Below are 17,305 nucleotides of genomic sequence, written 5' to 3'. Positions count from 1 at the left end.
ATCAGGCGCGGGGATGGCGGAGGCGATAACGCTCAGCCATGGCATTGGCCGCTACCATGGCGGCGTAGACATCCTGTTCACTCACTGTCATCGGCATGTTGCCCATGGTATCGAGGGGATCGCAGGCCAGCTGCGCCACCTTGCGCCACTCGCTTTCATCAAAGTGGGTGAGCCCCAGCTCTTGCAGCGTCATGGGCAGACCTGCACAGTCGATGATGCGAAACACCTCATCAAGTTCATGTTGCGGGGCGCGCTCAAGCACAAGTTGGGTCAGCAAGCCGAAGACCACCTTCTCGCCATGCTGGGCACGATGGAGCTCAGCGATCAGTGACATGCCGTTGTTGACGGCATGAGCGGCGGCCAGTCCACCGGCTTCTGCGCCGACCCCGCTGAGGTAGATGGTGGCCTCGATAACCTGCTCAAGCGCCGGGGTCGAGACATGGTGGCGTATCGCATCCATGGCCAGCTCGATGTTCTCACCAAGCAGCTCGTAACAGAGCTTTGCCAGACCAAGGCCAGTGCGTGAAGGGCGCTTGCCGACCAGATTGAGCCCGTCCGACCGATAGCAGGCGCGCGCCTCGAAATAGGTGGCCAGGGCATCACCAACGCCTGCGGAAAAGAAGCGGGGAGGGGCGGCGGCAATGATGGCCGTGTCAGCCAGCACCACGTCCGGATTTTGCGGCAGGAACAGATAGCGCTCAAATTCACCCGCCTGGTTATAGATCACCGCCAGTGCCGTGCAGGGGGCGTCCGTGGAGGCAATCGTCGGGAATAGCACAACCGGACGGCGCAGATAGAAGGCCACGGCCTTGGCGACATCCAGCGTCTTGCCGCCGCCGATCCCGACAATCACGTTCGCACCATATTGCTCTGCAAGGTGGGTCAGGCGGTGGATCTCCTGTTCTGTGCATTCATAGCGAAACTTGTCGACCACTCCCCTGAGGCCTGCCTGCAGGAGCCCCGCCAAAGCTTCTTCCCGTACCCGCTCCAGAATGAACTCATCGCTGATGAGCAACGCATAGTCACCAAAATCTTTAACGTGCTCATGGAGTTGCAGGAGAAGGTGTTGACCGATGATGAACTTTTTGGGGGAGGTAACTGTACGGGGCAAAGTGGGCATCCATTATTCCTCAAGGCAGTGAACAACATAGATTTGATTATCAAATGGGTCTCTCACGATACGCCTGATGAAGCAATAGATGAAGAAGAAAAAGGGGGGCGTTTTAATCATTAATTAATCTTTCTGTTTGTTTGGTTGTATTTTGGGGCGAGCGATTGGCGGTGTTGAGGCATACAGGCGCAATGGCCGTATCGTGGCAATCCGTCGCAAGCCATATTGCTGCAACAAACAGTCACGCAGCAACAAGCAGGACCGCTTGGTGCGACCCTGCTGTATTTGGATAAGGGATAGGAGATCGTCAGAGCAGTTTGTAGAAGATGGCGGTCGCAGCAAGGGAGCCATCGGCGTTGCGTGCACTTTGGTAGGTCGCTGCACTTTTAACTTTCACAATATCCATCTGACATCCTTGTCGTTGCGCTGTTATGTGGCTGATTGCCACCGTTGGTTCATATGAGGTAGGTACTTATGCTCGCCGCAAGCACGGCTTGTCAGCGGATCAGCCCCTGCTCAACCAGCCAGGTAAACAGCAGGCGGGAGACGGGGGATAGCTCATCGAGGTGAGAGCTGTCGAGCCAGCGCAGCTCGGCAATCTCGGCCGAGGCGATTGGGGTGCCGCTCGCTTCGCCGGTGTAGCAGCGCAGTCTCACCTCGACTCCTGCCGGTTTGCCATCGGCCTGAGCGCTGAACTCGCAGGCAAAGCGCAGGGTATCGGGCTGCAGGGAGACAGCCAGCTCCTCCTCAATCTCGCGGATCAGCGCCGCCTCGTCGCTCTCGCCCGGTTCCCGCTTGCCGCCCGGGATGTAATAGATGTCCTTGCCGTGGGAGCGGGCGCAGAGCAGTTGCTGATCTTTAAAGGTGAGCCAAGCGAGTTTGTCGATCATCCGTTTTCTCTCCAATGGGGTTGCCGTGATGAGCAGTGGCGCACTTAAGCGCACAGTTGTTTTGCATGCCGGCAGCCTAACAAAGATGAAGTTGAGTCCCAAGGAGAAAGAGGGGATAGGCCGGAAACGCACTGTTTCCAGCGCGGTGACTGCGTAGCTGAATGAGTGCGCAATCGCTGGTTCGCCACAGCTTTCTCGTCCCTAAAAAAGTGGACTGGCGCACATCACTACAGGGCCGGACTGGGCGAAGGCGGGGCCCTTGTGGTTTAATCTTGCCACTTTAGCGGTAGTAGGCGACGAGCCTGCTACCTTGCGTTGGCAAGATGCAGGTGAGCAAGATGCAGATAGCAGCAGAGAGCAAGTTTATCGGACTCGGGGTCGCGGGCAATTTCGCCGGTCATCTGGAGCAGGCGGGTGAAGCGTCAGACTTCGTAGCGGTCGTGGTGCGCGATACCACGGCGCCCAAGGCGCTGTTCCCCTTCTTCGTGCCGGGCCATCCGGGTCAGCTCGGGGTATTCCCGTTGAGCGACAAGGCGATCTTCCTGCCGGAAGCGGCGGTCAGTGGTGACGAGAAGGTGCAGATCGAGCCGGAAGTAGCCCTCTGGTGCGAGCTGGAGTATGCCGGCAAGCAGGTGGTGGCGATCCATCCCCGCGCCTTTGGTGCCTATAACGATTGTTCCATCCGCCGTCCCAACGCCAAGAAGATCAGCGAGAAGAAGAACTGGGGCGAAGAGAGCAAGGGGTTGGCGGCCAACCTGCTGCCGCTTTCCGGTTTTGCCGCCGGTTGCGAGCTCGATGACTATCGCATCGCCTGCTATCTGGAGCGCGATGGTGAGCTGCACGCTTACGGGGTAGACAGCGCCGCCATCGACTACAGCTACTTCCACGGCAAGCTGCTCGACTGGGCCATCGACAAGTTCAACCATCAGCAGGATGAAGGTCCGGCGGAGCACATTCAGGGGCTGCTGGCGCAGGCGGGGCATCCTCCCCACGCGCTCATCAGTATCGGCGCCACCCGTTATACCCCGTTTGGCGAGACCCACTTCCTCAAGCCCGGCGACACCTCCTGCGTGGTGGTCTATCCGGGCAGCCGTTATAGCGAAGCGGATATCCGCGAGGCGATCCGTACCCGCAGTTTTGGTGCCGATGTGTCGGTGCTGCTGCAGGCGGTGCAGGCGCGCTAATCAGATTGGCCCGCGGGGAGGCCACAGCCATCCTGCGGGCTGCAACAAAGAGTCATTGATGAAGATTGATACTGTAACGCGGGCCGATTATCCGGCCCTGATCGCGCTGTGGGAGGCCTCGGTGCGGGCGACCCACCACTTTCTGCCCGAGGCCGAGATCCTCGCGCTTAAACCGCTTATTCTGGAGCACTACTTCGATGCGGTAACACTGCACTGTGCCCGTACAGAAGAGGGGAATATTGCGGGTTTTAGCGGAGTGCACGAGGGCAAGTTGGAGATGCTGTTTGTGGCTCCCGAGGCGCGCGGTAGTGGCGTGGGGCGTTTGCTGGTGGCGCATGCGATCACGCAGGGCGGCGCGACGCAGGTTGACGTCAACGAGCAGAACGAACAGGCGGTGGGCTTCTATCTGAAGATGGGATTCACTGTGACGGGTCGCTCGCCGCTGGATGGTCAGGGCAAACCCTATCCGCTGCTGCATATGGCGCTGGCGCCGACCTGATCGTGCCTGATGAGGCGCAGTACCCATAAACCTACGGGGGATGGCATCAGCCATCCCCCGTTTTTTGATCGTGTTTGTTACTTGCTGGCGACCTTGTTCACTACCTTGATCAGCTGATAGCGCACGGAGGGGGCATCGGCCGGCACATCGGTGAGCTGCTCCTTGCTGACAGTGAGCTGGTAGCGATAGCCAGGCTCGAACTGGAAACCTTCAATATTCTGGTAGAACAGCGTCCAGGGCTGCTGCTCATCACTGCGAACCTGCATGCACTGCATCGGGCCAACCCCGACGCAATCGACCAACTGGCTGTTGATATAGAGGGTCTCCCCCTGTGACGAGGCGGGGGTGCTCTGGCAGGCGGTCAGCAGCAAGGCTGCGCTGATAAACAGTGGTTTCATAATGGACTCCTTAACGCGAAAGGGGGCATTAGAGCGGCAAACAAAAAGGCGGTCAATGACCGCCTTTGTAACAAACCATATCAGCGCAGTGGTTAGCGCTGCTCGAGCGGAGTGAACTCGCGCAGCGGGTGACCCACGTAGAGCTGGCGTGGACGACCAATCTTGCTGTCCGGGTCTGAGTGGAACTCGTTCCAGTGGGCAATCCAGCCGATGGTGCGGGAGATGGCGAAGATCACGGTGAACATGCTCATCGGGATGCCGATCGCCTTCATGATGATGCCGGAGTAGAAGTCCACGTTCGGGTAGAGTTTCTTCTCGACGAAGTAGGGGTCGGAGAGCGCAATACGCTCCAGCTCCATGGCCACGTCCAGCAGCGGATCCTTGATCTGCAGCTCGGTCAGTACTTCGTGGCAGGTTTCGCGCATCACGGTGGCACGGGGGTCGTGGTTCTTGTAGACGCGGTGACCGAAGCCCATCAGGCGGAACGGATCATTCTTGTCCTTGGCCTTGGCGATGTACTCGGGGATGCGATCCACCGAGCCGATCTCTTCCAGCATGCGCAGGCAGGCTTCGTTGGCACCACCGTGGGCCGGTCCCCACAGGGAGGCGATCCCCGCGGCGATACAGGCGAACGGGTTGGCACCGGAGGAGCCAGCCAGACGAACGGTGGAGGTGGAGGCGTTCTGCTCGTGATCCGCATGGAGGGTAAAGATACGATCCATGGCGCGTTCAACGATGGGGTTGACCTTGTACTCTTCGGTCGGCACGCCAAACATCATGTGCAGGAAGTTACCGGCATAGGAGAGGGCGTTACGCGGCTGCATGAACGGCTGGCCGATGGAGTACTTGTAACACATGGCTGCCAGAGTCGGCATCTTGGAGAGCAGACGGAAGGCACAGATCTCGCGATGCTGCTCGTTATTGATGTCGAGGGCATCGTGATAGAAGGCGGAGAGGGCGCTGACTACACCGCACATGATGGCCATGGGGTGGGAGTCGCGACGGAAGCCGCGGAAGAAGAAGGCGATCTGCTCGTGCACCATGGTGTGGCGGGTGACCAGGCGTTCGAATTCGGCATATTGGGCCTTGGTCGGCGCTTCGCCGTACAGCAGGATATAGCAGACTTCCAGATAGGTGGCCTGGGTGGCCAACTGGGCGATGGGGTAACCACGGTGCAGCAAGACACCCTGATCCCCGTCAATGTAGGTAATGGCAGATTTGCAAGAACCGGTCGCCATAAAACCGGGGTCAAAGGTGAAATACCCCTGTGATCCCAATTTTCTGACATCGATGACATCCGGGCCGATGGTGCCGGAGAGGATCGGCAGTTCGACCGGATCTTTTCCGGGCAGGTGTAGGGTGGCTATCTTATCAGCCATAGCACGTCTCCTTTGCTCTTTATAATTTGGTTCCAGTCCTACTTTATTACGACTTTTATGACGCTGGCAAAGGTTGTTACCCATACCGAAGTGGCTGGAGCGCCTTATTTGAAACAGAGTTCCTTATCAATGTCAATTTTGCTGGAACCCCATTAATGGCATTAATGAAATGTTAAATTAAATATGCGATCGAGTTTGCGGTTTTGTGTTTTCTTTGTAGCTAATTGATTGTCTTCGGTTAAGGCCGCCGATATACTGCGCCACGTGGGTCATGGCTGCGGGTGTTTGAAACGCTTTGGCAAAGCCTGATGTGAAACCGAAAACTCGCGTTTTGGCTTTTTCAGAGTGTTTTGGTAACAAAAAACCAACAATCACCATTCCGTGCCCTCAAGTGTGAGTTAAAACAATAACTAACGTGCTCAATGGAGCTGAGTGGGCAAGCGTGAAAAACAAACAGAGACCGGTCAACCTCGACCTACAGACGATCAGCTTTCCTGTCACTGCCATTGCATCCATCCTGCACCGTGTTTCAGGGGTCATTACCTTTGTTGCACTGGGCATCTTGCTGTGGATGCTTGGTACTTCACTCGCCTCTCCCGAAGGGTTTGAAACCGTGGTTGCCATCATGGACAACTTCCTGGTCAAACTCGTGCTGTGGGGGATCCTGACTGCGCTGGCATACCACATTGTGGGCGGCTTGCGTCATCTGGTCATGGATATGGGCTATTGGGAAGAGCTGGAATCCGGCAATCAGAGTGCCCGCGTGGCCTTCGTGATCACCGCGATCCTGGCTGTATTGGCGGGAGTGCTTGTATGGTAACCAATTCTGCAACCTTCGGGCGCAGCGGCGTTCACGATTACATCCTGATCCGCGCCACCGCCCTCATCATGACCTGTTATGTCCTCTATCTGGTGGGCTTTGTCGCGTTCAACGACATCACCTACGAGGTGTGGGCAGGCTTCTTTGCCAAAACATTCACCAAGGTATTCACCCTGTTGACCCTGCTCTGCGTACTGATCCACGCCTGGATTGGTCTGTGGCAGGTGCTGACTGACTATATCAAGCCGGTAGGGCTGCGCGGGGCGCTGCAATTTGCCCTGGTCGTGGTGCTGTTTGTCTATCTGATGACGGGTTTCGTCGTGCTGTGGGGTGTGTAAGGTGACTATTCCAACTCGTGAATTTGATGCGGTGGTGATTGGTGCCGGTGGTGCCGGTATGCGCGCCGCGCTGCAGATTGCCCAGTCCGGCAAGAGCTGCGCTCTGTTGTCCAAGGTTTTTCCAACCCGTTCTCACACTGTCTCCGCCCAGGGCGGGATCACGGTTGCGCTGGGCAATGCCCACGATGACAACTGGCAGTGGCATATGTATGACACGGTAAAAGGTTCCGATTACATCGGTGATCAGGAAGCCATCGAGTACATGTGCAAAACCGGCCCCGAGGCTATCTATGAGCTGGAGAACATGGGGCTGCCCTTCTCCCGTTTCGACAACGGGTCTGTCTACCAGCGCCCGTTTGGTGGTCAGTCCAAGAATTTCGGTGGCGAGCAGGCTGCCCGAACTGCCGCTGCGGCCGACCGTACCGGTCACGCCCTGCTGCACACCCTTTACCAACAAAACGTCAAGAACAAGACCACCGTCTTCTCCGAGTGGTATGCGCTGGATCTGGTGAAAAACCAGGATGGCCACGTGGTAGGTTGTACCGCCATCGATATGGAGAGCGGTGAAGTGGTCTACTTCAAGGCCAAGGCCACTGTGCTGGCGACTGGCGGTGCCGGTCGTATCTACCAGTCCACCACCAATGCCCACATCAATACAGGTGACGGTGTCGGTATGGCGCTGCGTGCCGGCGTCGGCGTGCAGGACATGGAGATGTGGCAGTTCCACCCGACCGGCATCGCCGGGGCAGGGGTGCTGGTAACTGAAGGCTGCCGTGGTGAAGGCGGCTATCTGCTCAATAAAGATGGCGAGCGCTTCATGGAGCGTTACGCCCCGAACGCCAAGGACTTGGCCGGTCGCGACGTGGTGGCCCGCTCCATCATGATCGAGATCCGTGAAGGCCGTGGCTGCGACGGTCCCTGGGGTCCACACATCAAGCTCAAGCTGGATCACCTCGGCAAAGAGGTGCTGGAATCCCGTCTGCCGGGCATCTGCGAGCTCTCTCGCACCTTTGCCCACGTGGATCCGGTCAAAGAGCCGATCCCGATCATCCCGACCTGCCACTACATGATGGGCGGCGTGCCGACCAACGTGAATGGCCAGTGCCTGACCCAGGACAAGAACGGCAACGATGTGCCGGTAGTCGGTCTGTTTGCGGTGGGCGAGATTGCCTGCGTCTCGGTGCACGGCGCCAACCGTCTGGGTGGCAACTCCCTGCTGGATCTGGTGGTGTTCGGCCGCGCTGCCGGCATGCATCTGGTCAACACCCTGGGCGAGATGGATCACGGCCGCGATGCTTCCGAGTCGGATCTGGATGCCGCACTGGCCCGCTTCAACCGCTGGGAAAATTGCCGTGACGGGGAAGACCCGGTGCAGATCCGCAAAGACCTGCAGCGCTGCATGCAGAACAACTTTTCCGTATTCCGCGAAGGTGCGGCGATGGCAGAGGGGCTGGCCGAGCTCAAAGTTATCCGCGAGCGCCTCAAGTCAGCCCGTCTGGATGACACCTCCAAAGAGTTCAACACCCAGCGCATCGAGTGCCTGGAGCTGGACAACCTGATGGAGACGGCGTTTGCCACGGCGGTTGCCGCCAACTTCCGTACCGAGAGTCGCGGTGCTCACTGCCGCTTTGACTTCCCGGATCGCGACGACGAGAACTGGCTGTGCCACAGCCTCTATCATCCGGACACCGAGTCCATGACCCGTCGCGCTGTCAACATGTCACCCAAGACCCGTGAGGCGTTCCCGCCCAAGGTCCGGACTTACTGATTGCGGAGCCAGCCCTATGAACGTCACATTCTCTGTCTACAGATACAATCCGGATGTTGATAACGTCCCCCATATGAAGGAATATCGTCTTGATATTCCTGAAGGTTCCGACATGATGGTGCTCGACGCACTGATCCAGTTGAAAGAGCTGGATCCCACGCTCGCCTTCCGCCGCTCTTGCCGCGAAGGGGTCTGTGGATCAGACGGTCTCAACATGAATGGCAAGAACGGTCTTGCCTGTATCACCCCGCTCTCCGACCTGCTGAAGAAGGGCAATAACGTCGTTATCCGCCCCTTGCCCGGCCTGCCGGTGATCCGTGATCTGGTGATCGACATGACCCAGTTCTACACCCAGTGGGAGAAGGTCAAACCCTTCCTCATCAATGATGACAAGTTGCCGCCGGTGCGTGAGCACCTGCAATCCCCCGAAGAGCGCGCCAAGCTTGACGGCCTGTACGAGTGCATTCTCTGTGCCTGCTGCTCCACTTCGTGCCCCTCCTTCTGGTGGAATCCCGACAAGTTCATCGGTCCGGCCGGGCTGCTCGCCGCCTACCGCTGGCTGGCTGACAGCCGCGACACCGCGACCATCGAACGACTGGGGAATCTGGACGACGCATTCAGCGTGTTCCGCTGCCATGGCATCATGAACTGCGTGAACGTCTGTCCGAAAGGCTTGAACCCGACCAAGGCGATTGGCCAGATCAAGTCGATGTTGCTCAATCGGGCTGTTTAGTATCAGGGCCGGCCAGGTGCTGGCCCGACCTCTGGATAGCCATCCCACCCGTGGCAGGATGGCTATTTGACCCCTACAAGCTGCGCAGCAGTAACAAGAAGTACAAGGGATAGAAATGCATAACGGCGTGATGAAGGCCTGGTTGGAGTCATCTCACCTGGCTGGTGCGAATGCAAGCTATATCGAGGATTTGTACGAATCCTTCCTGGAAAATCCTGACTCCGTGTCCGACGAGTGGCGCAGCCTGTTTAGCGAGCTGCCCCAGGTCAATGGCCATGCGGTTGAACAACCCCACTCCCAGGTCCGCGATTATTTCCGTCGTCTGGCCAAGGATCCCTCTCGCTACAGTGCCCCCGTCTCCGATCCGCAAGTGGATGCCAAGCAGGTGCGGGTATTGCAGCTGATCAACGCCTTCCGTTTCCGTGGTCACCAGAATGCCAATCTGGACCCGCTGGGCCTGTGGCAGCGTGAAACCGTTGCCGAACTGGATCCTGCGTTCCACAACCTGCAGGGCGCAGATATGGAGGCCACCTTCAATGTGGGCTCCTACGCCATCGGTCGCGAGACCATGGTGCTCTCCGACCTCTACGCCTCGCTGAAGAAGACCTATTGCGGCTCCATCGGCGCCGACTACATGCACCTCACCTCCACGGAAGAGAAGCGCTGGCTGCAACAGCGTCTCGAATCCATTGAAGGGAAGGGGAGTTACACCCTCGAAGAGAAGACCCGTTTCCTCGAGAGCCTGACCGCCGCCGAAGGGTTGGAGAAATATCTGGGCGCCAAGTTCCCGGGAGCCAAGCGCTTCTCGCTGGAAGGTGGCGACGCCATGATCCCCATGCTCAAGGAGCTGATCCGTCGCGCCGGTGAGCAGGGCTGCAAAGAGGCCGTTATCGGTATGGCCCACCGCGGTCGCCTCAACGTGCTGATCAACGTGCTGGGCAAGCGCGCTCAGGATCTGTTCGACGAGTTTGCCGGCAAGCACGGTGAATCCTGGGGTACCGGTGATGTGAAGTACCACATGGGCTTCTCCTCCGACTTCGCCACCCCGGGTGGCAACGTCCATCTGGCGCTCGCCTTCAACCCCTCCCACCTCGAGATCGTCAACCCCGTGGTCATCGGCTCGGTCCGTGCCCGCATGGATCGTCGCGGTGACAAGGATGGCTCCAGCGTGTTGCCCATCACCATTCACGGTGACTCGGCCATGGCCGGTCAGGGCGTGGTGGCCGAGACCTTCAACATGTCCCAGACCCGCGCCTATGGTGTCGGCGGGACGGTGCGCATCGTCATCAACAACCAGGTCGGTTTCACCACCTCCTATATCCGTGACCTGCGTTCCACCGAATATTGCACCGACATCGCCAAGGCGGTGCAGGCGCCGGTGCTGCACGTCAACGGGGATGATCCGGAAGCCGTGGTGCTGGTGACCCAGATTGCCTTGGATTACCGCAATACCTTCAAACGCGACGTGGTGATCGAACTGGTCTGCTACCGTCGTCACGGTCACAACGAAGCGGACGAGCCGAGCGCGACCCAGCCGCTGATGTACCAGAAGATCAAGCAGCACCCGACCCCGCGCAAGATCTACGCCGATCAGCTGGTGGCCGAGGGGAGCCTCGCTCAGGAGCGGGCGACCGAACTGGTCAACGAGTATCGTGAAGCGCTGGATCGCGGCGAGCGGGTGAGCAAGGAGTGGCGGCCGATGGAGCTGCACTCCGTCGACTGGACCCCTTATCTGGGCCACGACTGGAACATGGCCTATGAGAGTGCCGTGCCGATGGATCACCTCAAGAGCCTCGGCGAGCGGGTGAGCCAGTATCCGGCGACCCACGTGCTGCAGCGTCAGGTCGAGAAGATTTACGAAGACCGCCGTCTGATGGCCGCTGGCGAGAAGCTGGTGGATTGGGGCTTTGCCGAGACCCTGGCCTACGCCACTCTGGTGGACAAGGGGTCCCGCATCCGCTTTACCGGTGAAGATTCCGGCCGTGGCACCTTCTTCCACCGCCACGCTGTGCTGCACAGCCAGACCGATGCCAGCACCTACACCCCGCTGTGCAACCTGCACGACGAGCAAGGCCCGTTCGAGGTGTATGACTCTGTGCTGACCGAGAACGCGGTACTGGCCTTTGAATATGGTTACGCCAGCGCCGAGCCGGCTGGCCTCACCATCTGGGAAGCCCAGTTCGGCGATTTCGCCAACTGTGCCCAGGTAGTGGTGGATCAGTTCCTCTCCTCCGGTGAGCAGAAGTGGGGCCGGATGTGCGGCCTGACCATGCTGCTGCCGCACGGTTACGAGGGGCAGGGCCCGGAGCACTCCTCCGCCCGTCTGGAGCGTTATCTGCAGATGTGCGCCCAGCACAACATGCAGGTGTGCGTGCCCTCAACCCCGGCGCAGGTGTTCCATATGCTGCGTCGTCAGGTTGTGCGCCCGATGCGCCGTCCGCTCATCGTCATGACGCCCAAATCCCTGCTGCGCCATCCGCTGGCGGTGAGCAAGCTCGAAGAGCTGGCGGAAGGTACCTTCCAGAACGCCATCGGCGAGATCGATGCGCTGGATCCGAGAGCGGTCAAGCGTGTGGTCTTCTGCTCCGGCAAGGTCTACTACGACCTGCTCGATGCCCGTCGCAAGGCCGAGCAGCAAGATGTGGCACTGGTGCGAATTGAGCAGCTCTACCCCTTCCCGGAAGAGGAAGTGCGCGCCATTCTGGCCGATTACAGCCATGTCACCGACTTTGTCTGGTGTCAGGAAGAGCCGCAGAACCAGGGCGCCTGGTACTGCACCCGCCACCACTACGATGGCGTGCTGCCAGCCGGAGCCACCCTGCGTTATGCCGGTCGCCCCGCGTCAGCCTCACCGGCCGTCGGTTACATGTCTGTCCACGCCAAGCAGCAAAAAGCCTTGGTGGAAGATGCCCTTACCCTGTAAAGCCTCTGGCATAGAAGTAAAAAGGAACTGATTGGATGACTATCGAAATCAAGGTACCGGATCTGCCGGAATCAGTGGCCGATGCCACTATCGCCACCTGGCACAAAAAACCGGGCGATCTGGTCGCCCGTGACGAAGTGCTGGTCGACATCGAGACCGACAAGGTGGTGCTGGAAGTGCCGGCACCGCAAGCCGGTGTGCTGGGGGATATTCTGCAAGGGGAAGGGGCGACCGTGTTGTCCCGTCAACTGATTGCCATCCTCACCGCCGCCCCGGTGGCCGGTGAAGAGACCAAAGAGAAACCCGCTGAAGCGGTTGCCGATGATGGTGCCGATGGCTTGAGCCCCTCGGTGCGCCGCCTGATTGGCGAGCACGACATCGATGTGACCAAGCTGACCGGTACCGGCAAGGGCGGTCGCATCACCAAGGATGATGTGGAAGCCTTCATCAAGGCCAAGAGCCAGCCTGCGGCAGCCGCACCGGTCGCAACTGCAGCCCCGGCAGCCAAGGTTGCCCCGCTGGGTGGTCGCACCGACAAGCGGGTACCGATGACCCGTTTGCGCAAGCGCATTGCCGAGCGTCTGCTGGAAGCGAAAAATACCACCGCCATGCTGACCACCTTCAACGAGGTCAACATGAAGCCCATCATGGATCTGCGCAAGCAGTACGGCGAGATCTTCGAGAAGAAGCACGGCATCAAGCTCGGCTTTATGTCCTTCTACGTGAAGGCGGTGGTGGAGTCCCTCAAGCGCTATCCGGAAGTGAACGCGGCGCTCGATGGTGATGACGTGGTTTACCACAACTACTTCGACGTCAGCATCGCCGTCTCTACCCCCCGTGGTCTGGTGACGCCGGTGCTGCGCGACTGCGACAACATGAGCCTGGCGGACATCGAGAAGGCCATCAAGGATCTGGCGGGCAAGGGCCGTGACGGCAAGCTGACCGTGGATGAACTGACTGGCGGCAACTTCACCATCACCAACGGTGGCGTGTTCGGCTCCCTGATGTCCACCCCGATCATCAACCCGCCCCAGAGCGCCATTCTGGGCATGCACAAGATCCAGGATCGCCCGATGGCCGTTGACGGCAAGGTCGAGATCCTGCCGATGATGTATCTGGCGCTCTCCTACGATCACCGTCTCATCGACGGACGCGAATCGGTAGGCTTCCTGGTCTCCGTCAAGGAGCTGCTGGAAGACCCGACCCGTCTGTTGCTGGACGTCTAAGCCTGTGGCACCCGGGCAAGGGGTTTGCGCCCCGAGCTGAGTGTGCTGCTGGACGTTTGAGTAATACCCGAGCGATTGAAAGATAAAGAGGGGCCGCCCAGGCCCCCATTCACAGGGGATTGAGAAACACCAGCCCCGGACGGAAATACCTACAACACGGATAGAGCATCTATGAATCTGCATGAATATCAGGCAAAACAGCTGTTTGCCGAGTATGGCCTGCCGGTCTCCGAAGGTTATGCCTGTGCTACCCCACAAGAAGCGGCCGAAGCGGCCGACAAGATTGGCGGCAATACCTGGGTCGTCAAATGCCAGGTACACGCCGGTGGCCGCGGTAAAGCGGGCGGCGTGAAAGTGGCCAAGAGCAAGGATGAGATCCGTGCTTTTGCCCAAAACTGGCTTGGCAAAAATCTGGTGACCTACCAGACCGACGCCAACGGCCAGCCGGTCACCAAGATCCTGGTGGAATCTTGCACCGACATCGCCAAAGAGCTCTACCTGGGCGCCGTAGTTGACCGTGGTTCGCGCCGCGTGGTCTTCATGGCCTCAACCGAAGGTGGCGTGGATATCGAGAAGATCGCCCACGAAACCCCCCATCTGATCCACAAGGCGGCCATCGATCCGCTGGTGGGTCCGCAGGCTTATCAGGCCCGCGAACTGGCCTTCAAACTGGGTCTGGTCGGCGATCAGATCAAACAGTTCACCAAGATCTTCATGGGTCTGGGCCAGATGTTCCTGGATTGCGATTTCGCGCTGCTGGAGATCAACCCGCTGGTGATCACCGCGCAGGGCAACCTGCACTGCCTGGATGGCAAGATCAACATCGATGCCAACGCACTGTATCGTCAGCCCAAGCTGCGCGAGATGCACGACCCGTCACAAGATGACCCCCGCGAAGCGCACGCCGCCCAGTGGGAGCTGAACTATGTGGCCCTCGATGGCAACATCGGCTGCATGGTCAACGGCGCGGGTCTCGCCATGGGTACCATGGACATCGTCAACCTGCACGGCGGCAAGCCGGCCAACTTCCTTGACGTCGGCGGCGGTGCCACCAAGGAGCGCGTAACCGAGGCGTTCAAGATCATCCTCTCCGACAGCAACGTCAAAGCGGTGCTGGTCAACATCTTCGGCGGCATCGTGCGCTGCGACATGATCGCGGAAGGCATTATCGGTGCAGTCAAGGAAGTGGGGGTCAAGGTGCCCGTCGTGGTCCGTCTGGAAGGCAACAACGCCGAGCTGGGTGGTATCAAGCTGGCCGAGAGCGGCCTCAACATCATTGCGGCCAAGAGTCTGACCGATGCCGCGCAGCAAGTCGTAAAAGCAGCGGAGGCCAACTGATGAGCGTACTGATCAACAAGGACACCCGAGTCATCTGCCAGGGCTTTACCGGCGGTCAGGGTACTTTCCACTCCGAGCAGGCGCTCTCCTACGGCACCCAGCTGGTGGGCGGCGTCTCCCCGGGCAAGGGTGGCACCACCCATCTGGGCCTGCCGGTGTTCAACACCGTCCGTGACGCGGTCGAAGCGACCGGCGCCACCGCCACTGTCATCTATGTTCCGGCACCGTTCTGCAAGGACGCGATCCTGGAAGCGATCGACGCGGGCATCAAGCTGATTGTCACCATCACCGAAGGCATCCCGACGCTGGATATGCTGGACGTCAAAGTGAAGCTGCAAGAGACCGGCGTGCGGATGATCGGCCCCAACTGCCCGGGCGTGATTACTCCGGGTGAGTGCAAGATCGGCATCATGCCGGGCCACATCCACAAGCCGGGCAAGGTGGGCATCGTCTCCCGCTCCGGCACCCTGACCTACGAAGCGGTCAAGCAGACCACTGACGAGGGCTTTGGCCAGTCCACCTGCGTCGGTATCGGTGGCGACCCCATCCCGGGCTCCAACTTTATCGACATTCTGGAGATGTTCCAGAACGACCCGCAGACCGAAGCGATCGTGATGATCGGCGAGATCGGCGGCAACGCCGAGGAAGACGCTGCCGCCTATATCAAGGCCCACGTCACCAAGCCGGTCGTATCTTATATCGCCGGAGTTACTGCCCCTCCTGGCAAGCGGATGGGCCACGCTGGCGCCATCATCTCCGGTGGCAAGGGTACTGCCGCCGAGAAGTTTGCCGCGCTGGAAGATGCTGGCGTGAAAACCGTCCGCTCCTTGGCCGATATCGGCAAGGCCCTGCGCGAAGTGACCGGATGGTAATTCCTTTAGCCCGTTTTCTCTAATAAAAGTGCCGCCCGATGGGCGGCATTTTTTATGGGTTTTAAAGTGGTTTGATTTAATCAATCATCGCGATTCAGGCGCTAAACGAATTTTATTACAGGAGACCAGAAACAGTGTGGATACTAAAATAGTCTGCGATTTGAACTTGTCAGATTGATTGGTTCCTTTACCCATTGCATCGAGTGACCTGTTTGTGGGTAATGCTAAAAGTCACGTAAGGATGTCAGTGAGATAACGTAGTGTCAGGAGGACATAATGATTTCACGTATTTTGGGAATTGGCTGCCTTACCAGTATCTGCTTGCCAACAGCATGGGCGGTGGATTGCCCGAACAGGCAACCGGGGCAGCATCTAGAGTTTCTTGGGCGTTCGGCTGACAATTCGGTATCACTATGGCTTTCAAGTCCAGGTTCCGGGGGTAATTTTCGCCTCTCTGCTCCCGGGGTATCTGAAATCGATAGCTGGAATGCAAACCGCGCGTCGTTGCACCTGAGTGTCTCACCTGTAGTACTTGATGACCTTAACGGGACTCACAAACTGGATCTCCTCAATGCGGATGGTTCTTTCAACTGCTTCCTCGATTCGAGAAACCAGAACAATCCTGTATTTCCAAATATTCCCCCGATCGATGGGGGAGATAGTAACGGTGGCACTGGTGGCGGAACCGGCGGTGGGGATGGCGGCAATGGTGGAACTGGTGGCGGAACTGGCGGTGGGGATGGCGGCAATGGTGGAACTGGTGGCGGAACCGGCGGTGGGGATGGCAGCAATGGTGGTAGTGGTGGTGGCACCGGTGGTGGGAGTGACCCGATCCGCAATATTGTGACCAGTATCAGTGCAGATGCCTTGATGGGCTATTTGAGCGGCTCCCTCAGTATTTCAGATCGTGTCGTTGTCGGGCTTGACCAATTTGAAGATATTGCCAGTCAAAAGGGGTTGTGGCAGGTATGGACTGATGTACGCCATACCGGAGTCTCCGATGATCGTAACGAGATAGACACATCCGGACATGCCAACAGCTTTTTGATCGGTATACACAGATCCCTTGGTAAAGACGGGTTGGGCGGTATTGCATTTGCCAATAGCAAAACCTCTCTTGGCACGTTTGGCAGTTCGGTACGAAATGAGGGGGACAGCTTCTTTGTTGGGCCATATGGCGGCTATAGGCTAGATACGCACTGGCTGCTGGATGGCTGGGCTGCATGGGGACGAACTGATAACGATACCGAACTCGATGTCCTTAAAGGGAGTTTCAAGACAACGACCGGGTTGATCTCAGCCAACCTGACCGGTGGCTACGACGTTGGTGAATATCTGCTGCGGCCCAAGCTTGCCCTCTTTTACAGTCACAATAAATCCGATGCGTTTGATTACACAGGCTCATTGCCTTATGCAAACCAGATTTATAACGTGACATTGCGGGTTAATGAAAACTCTTTTGAATATGCCACCAGTGAAGCATCAGGGGATATCAGTCGTATTTTCACCACAACCGATGGTGTTCAAATTATACCGGCCCTGCGTCTTGGGGTTCGTTATGATATTGAGCGTCCCAATGATGGTCAGATCCTGAATGAAAATCTGACAATGGAAAGTACGACCCCGTGGAGTGGATCTGCACGGATTACACTGGCGGTAGCCCCTCAGCGTCATCAGCGTTTTGAAGTTATCACCGGTTATTACAGTATCGGGCGTCAGGACCTTGACCTCTGGGATATTAGATTTAACGCCGCTGTGAATTTTTAATTAGAGTTGTAACAATATATGTGCTGACCTTCGGGTCAGCACATTGTTATGGATGATTG

General features: G+C 58.3%; 17 protein-coding genes. 12 read left to right on the top strand and 5 right to left on the bottom strand.

Going from position 1 to position 17,305, the window contains the following annotated elements; genetic code table 11:
• Window position 1 precedes the first annotated feature (1 nt).
• Window positions 2–1,120: a glycerol dehydrogenase gene (locus ACTG27_RS07295; RefSeq protein WP_150996405.1), complete on the bottom strand. Its 1,119-nt coding sequence runs from the start codon at window positions 1,118–1,120 to the stop codon at window positions 2–4.
• Between ACTG27_RS07295 and ACTG27_RS07290 the strand changes: the two genes are divergently transcribed.
• Window positions 1,067–1,234: a hypothetical protein gene (locus tag ACTG27_RS07290; protein WP_258720683.1), complete on the top strand. Its 168-nt coding sequence runs from the start codon at window positions 1,067–1,069 to the stop codon at window positions 1,232–1,234. The two genes, ACTG27_RS07295 and ACTG27_RS07290, sit on opposite strands and share 54 nt — an antisense overlap.
• A gap of 374 nt (window positions 1,235–1,608) precedes the next feature.
• Here ACTG27_RS07290 and ACTG27_RS07285 read toward each other — a convergent pair whose 3' ends face one another.
• Entirely contained in the window at window positions 1,609–2,001 is a 393-nt protein-coding gene (locus ACTG27_RS07285; RefSeq protein ID WP_150996403.1) for an NUDIX hydrolase, read from the bottom strand.
• Window positions 2,002–2,339: 338 nt separating this feature from the next.
• Between ACTG27_RS07285 and ACTG27_RS07280 the strand changes: the two genes are divergently transcribed.
• Together ACTG27_RS07280 and ACTG27_RS07275 are read left to right on the top strand one after the other, a co-directional pair.
• The gene (locus ACTG27_RS07280) at window positions 2,340–3,185 is read left to right on the top strand and encodes a DUF5718 family protein (protein WP_150996401.1); all 846 of its coding nucleotides are present in this window, start codon (window positions 2,340–2,342) and stop codon (window positions 3,183–3,185) included.
• Between the two features lie 58 nt (window positions 3,186–3,243).
• On the top strand, window positions 3,244–3,684 hold the full coding sequence (locus ACTG27_RS07275; RefSeq protein WP_439979409.1) for an acetyltransferase: 441 nt from the start codon (window positions 3,244–3,246) through the stop codon (window positions 3,682–3,684).
• Window positions 3,685–3,761: 77 nt separating this feature from the next.
• Here the strand turns inward: ACTG27_RS07275 and ACTG27_RS07270 are convergent, their stop codons facing one another.
• The 3 genes from ACTG27_RS07270 to ACTG27_RS07260 all read right to left on the bottom strand — a co-directional run bounded on the left by ACTG27_RS07270 (window position 3,762) and on the right by ACTG27_RS07260 (window position 5,839).
• On the bottom strand, window positions 3,762–4,082 hold the full coding sequence (locus ACTG27_RS07270) for a DUF4377 domain-containing protein (protein ID WP_139407808.1): 321 nt from the start codon (window positions 4,080–4,082) through the stop codon (window positions 3,762–3,764).
• 92 nt (window positions 4,083–4,174) lie between these two features.
• Window positions 4,175–5,461, bottom strand: a complete 1,287-nt coding sequence (locus tag ACTG27_RS07265; protein ID WP_005333572.1) for a citrate synthase — start codon at window positions 5,459–5,461, stop codon at window positions 4,175–4,177.
• A gap of 177 nt (window positions 5,462–5,638) precedes the next feature.
• Entirely contained in the window at window positions 5,639–5,839 is a 201-nt protein-coding gene (locus tag ACTG27_RS07260) for a hypothetical protein (RefSeq protein ID WP_124929313.1), read from the bottom strand.
• Between the two features lie 64 nt (window positions 5,840–5,903).
• Between ACTG27_RS07260 and sdhC the strand changes: the two genes are divergently transcribed.
• The 9 genes from sdhC to ACTG27_RS07215 all read left to right on the top strand — a co-directional run bounded on the left by sdhC (window position 5,904) and on the right by ACTG27_RS07215 (window position 17,246).
• On the top strand, window positions 5,904–6,281 hold the full coding sequence (gene sdhC / locus ACTG27_RS07255) for a succinate dehydrogenase cytochrome b556 subunit (protein ID WP_005333571.1): 378 nt from the start codon (window positions 5,904–5,906) through the stop codon (window positions 6,279–6,281).
• Window positions 6,275–6,619 carry a succinate dehydrogenase, hydrophobic membrane anchor protein gene (gene sdhD / locus ACTG27_RS07250; RefSeq protein WP_005333558.1) on the top strand — a complete coding sequence of 115 codons (345 nt, stop codon included), beginning with the start codon at window positions 6,275–6,277 and terminating at the stop codon, window positions 6,617–6,619. Before sdhC ends, sdhD begins: the two co-directional genes overlap by 7 nt.
• A 1-nt stretch (window position 6,620) precedes the next feature.
• Window positions 6,621–8,387: a succinate dehydrogenase flavoprotein subunit gene (sdhA, locus tag ACTG27_RS07245; RefSeq protein WP_040066317.1), complete on the top strand. Its 1,767-nt coding sequence runs from the start codon at window positions 6,621–6,623 to the stop codon at window positions 8,385–8,387.
• A gap of 16 nt (window positions 8,388–8,403) precedes the next feature.
• Window positions 8,404–9,120 carry a succinate dehydrogenase iron-sulfur subunit gene (locus tag ACTG27_RS07240; RefSeq protein WP_439979408.1) on the top strand — a complete coding sequence of 239 codons (717 nt, stop codon included), beginning with the start codon at window positions 8,404–8,406 and terminating at the stop codon, window positions 9,118–9,120.
• A gap of 115 nt (window positions 9,121–9,235) precedes the next feature.
• A complete protein-coding gene (gene sucA / locus ACTG27_RS07235; RefSeq protein WP_439979407.1) occupies window positions 9,236–12,043 on the top strand; it encodes a 2-oxoglutarate dehydrogenase E1 component in 2,808 nt (935 codons plus the stop codon).
• A 35-nt stretch (window positions 12,044–12,078) separates the two neighbouring features.
• Complete coding sequence (gene odhB / locus ACTG27_RS07230) at window positions 12,079–13,269, top strand: 2-oxoglutarate dehydrogenase complex dihydrolipoyllysine-residue succinyltransferase (RefSeq protein ID WP_005333546.1); 1,191 nt, start codon at window positions 12,079–12,081, stop codon at window positions 13,267–13,269.
• 171 nt (window positions 13,270–13,440) lie between these two features.
• The gene (sucC, locus tag ACTG27_RS07225) at window positions 13,441–14,607 is read left to right on the top strand and encodes an ADP-forming succinate--CoA ligase subunit beta (protein WP_005361097.1); all 1,167 of its coding nucleotides are present in this window, start codon (window positions 13,441–13,443) and stop codon (window positions 14,605–14,607) included.
• Window positions 14,607–15,479 carry a succinate--CoA ligase subunit alpha gene (gene sucD / locus ACTG27_RS07220; protein ID WP_005346088.1) on the top strand — a complete coding sequence of 291 codons (873 nt, stop codon included), beginning with the start codon at window positions 14,607–14,609 and terminating at the stop codon, window positions 15,477–15,479. The genes sucC and sucD overlap by 1 nt, the downstream gene beginning before the upstream one ends.
• Before the next feature lie 276 nt (window positions 15,480–15,755).
• Window positions 15,756–17,246 (top strand): autotransporter outer membrane beta-barrel domain-containing protein, encoded by a 1,491-nt coding sequence (locus ACTG27_RS07215; RefSeq protein ID WP_439979406.1) that lies wholly within the window; start codon window positions 15,756–15,758, stop codon window positions 17,244–17,246.
• Window positions 17,247–17,305 lie beyond the last annotated feature (59 nt).

The sequence above is a fragment of the Aeromonas sp. 97A genome (genome assembly GCF_051919185.1).
In the GTDB taxonomy this organism is placed as follows: domain Bacteria; phylum Pseudomonadota; class Gammaproteobacteria; order Enterobacterales; family Aeromonadaceae; genus Aeromonas; species Aeromonas veronii.
Note: the sequence above shows the minus strand (reverse complement) of the source record. Positions and strands in the feature narration are given on the sequence as shown.

Bases quoted from the DNA above. Each gene is read 5' to 3' on its own strand.
- ACTG27_RS07295 (WP_150996405.1), bottom strand. From the start codon at position 1,120: ATGCCCACTTTGCCCCGTACAGTTACCTCCCCCAAAAAGTTCATCATC.
- ACTG27_RS07285 (WP_150996403.1), bottom strand. From the start codon at position 2,001: ATGATCGACAAACTCGCTTGGCTCACCTTTAAAGATCAGCAACTGCTC.
- ACTG27_RS07280 (WP_150996401.1), top strand. From the start codon at position 2,340: ATGCAGATAGCAGCAGAGAGCAAGTTTATCGGACTCGGGGTCGCGGGC.
- ACTG27_RS07275 (WP_439979409.1), top strand. From the start codon at position 3,244: ATGAAGATTGATACTGTAACGCGGGCCGATTATCCGGCCCTGATCGCG.
- ACTG27_RS07270 (WP_139407808.1), bottom strand. From the start codon at position 4,082: ATGAAACCACTGTTTATCAGCGCAGCCTTGCTGCTGACCGCCTGCCAG.
- ACTG27_RS07265 (WP_005333572.1), bottom strand. From the start codon at position 5,461: ATGGCTGATAAGATAGCCACCCTACACCTGCCCGGAAAAGATCCGGTC.
- ACTG27_RS07260 (WP_124929313.1), bottom strand. From the start codon at position 5,839: ATGGTGATTGTTGGTTTTTTGTTACCAAAACACTCTGAAAAAGCCAAA.
- sdhD (WP_005333558.1), top strand. From the start codon at position 6,275: ATGGTAACCAATTCTGCAACCTTCGGGCGCAGCGGCGTTCACGATTAC.
- ACTG27_RS07240 (WP_439979408.1), top strand. From the start codon at position 8,404: ATGAACGTCACATTCTCTGTCTACAGATACAATCCGGATGTTGATAAC.
- sucA (WP_439979407.1), top strand. From the start codon at position 9,236: ATGCATAACGGCGTGATGAAGGCCTGGTTGGAGTCATCTCACCTGGCT.
- odhB (WP_005333546.1), top strand. From the start codon at position 12,079: ATGACTATCGAAATCAAGGTACCGGATCTGCCGGAATCAGTGGCCGAT.
- sucC (WP_005361097.1), top strand. From the start codon at position 13,441: ATGAATCTGCATGAATATCAGGCAAAACAGCTGTTTGCCGAGTATGGC.
- sucD (WP_005346088.1), top strand. From the start codon at position 14,607: ATGAGCGTACTGATCAACAAGGACACCCGAGTCATCTGCCAGGGCTTT.
- ACTG27_RS07215 (WP_439979406.1), top strand. From the start codon at position 15,756: ATGATTTCACGTATTTTGGGAATTGGCTGCCTTACCAGTATCTGCTTG.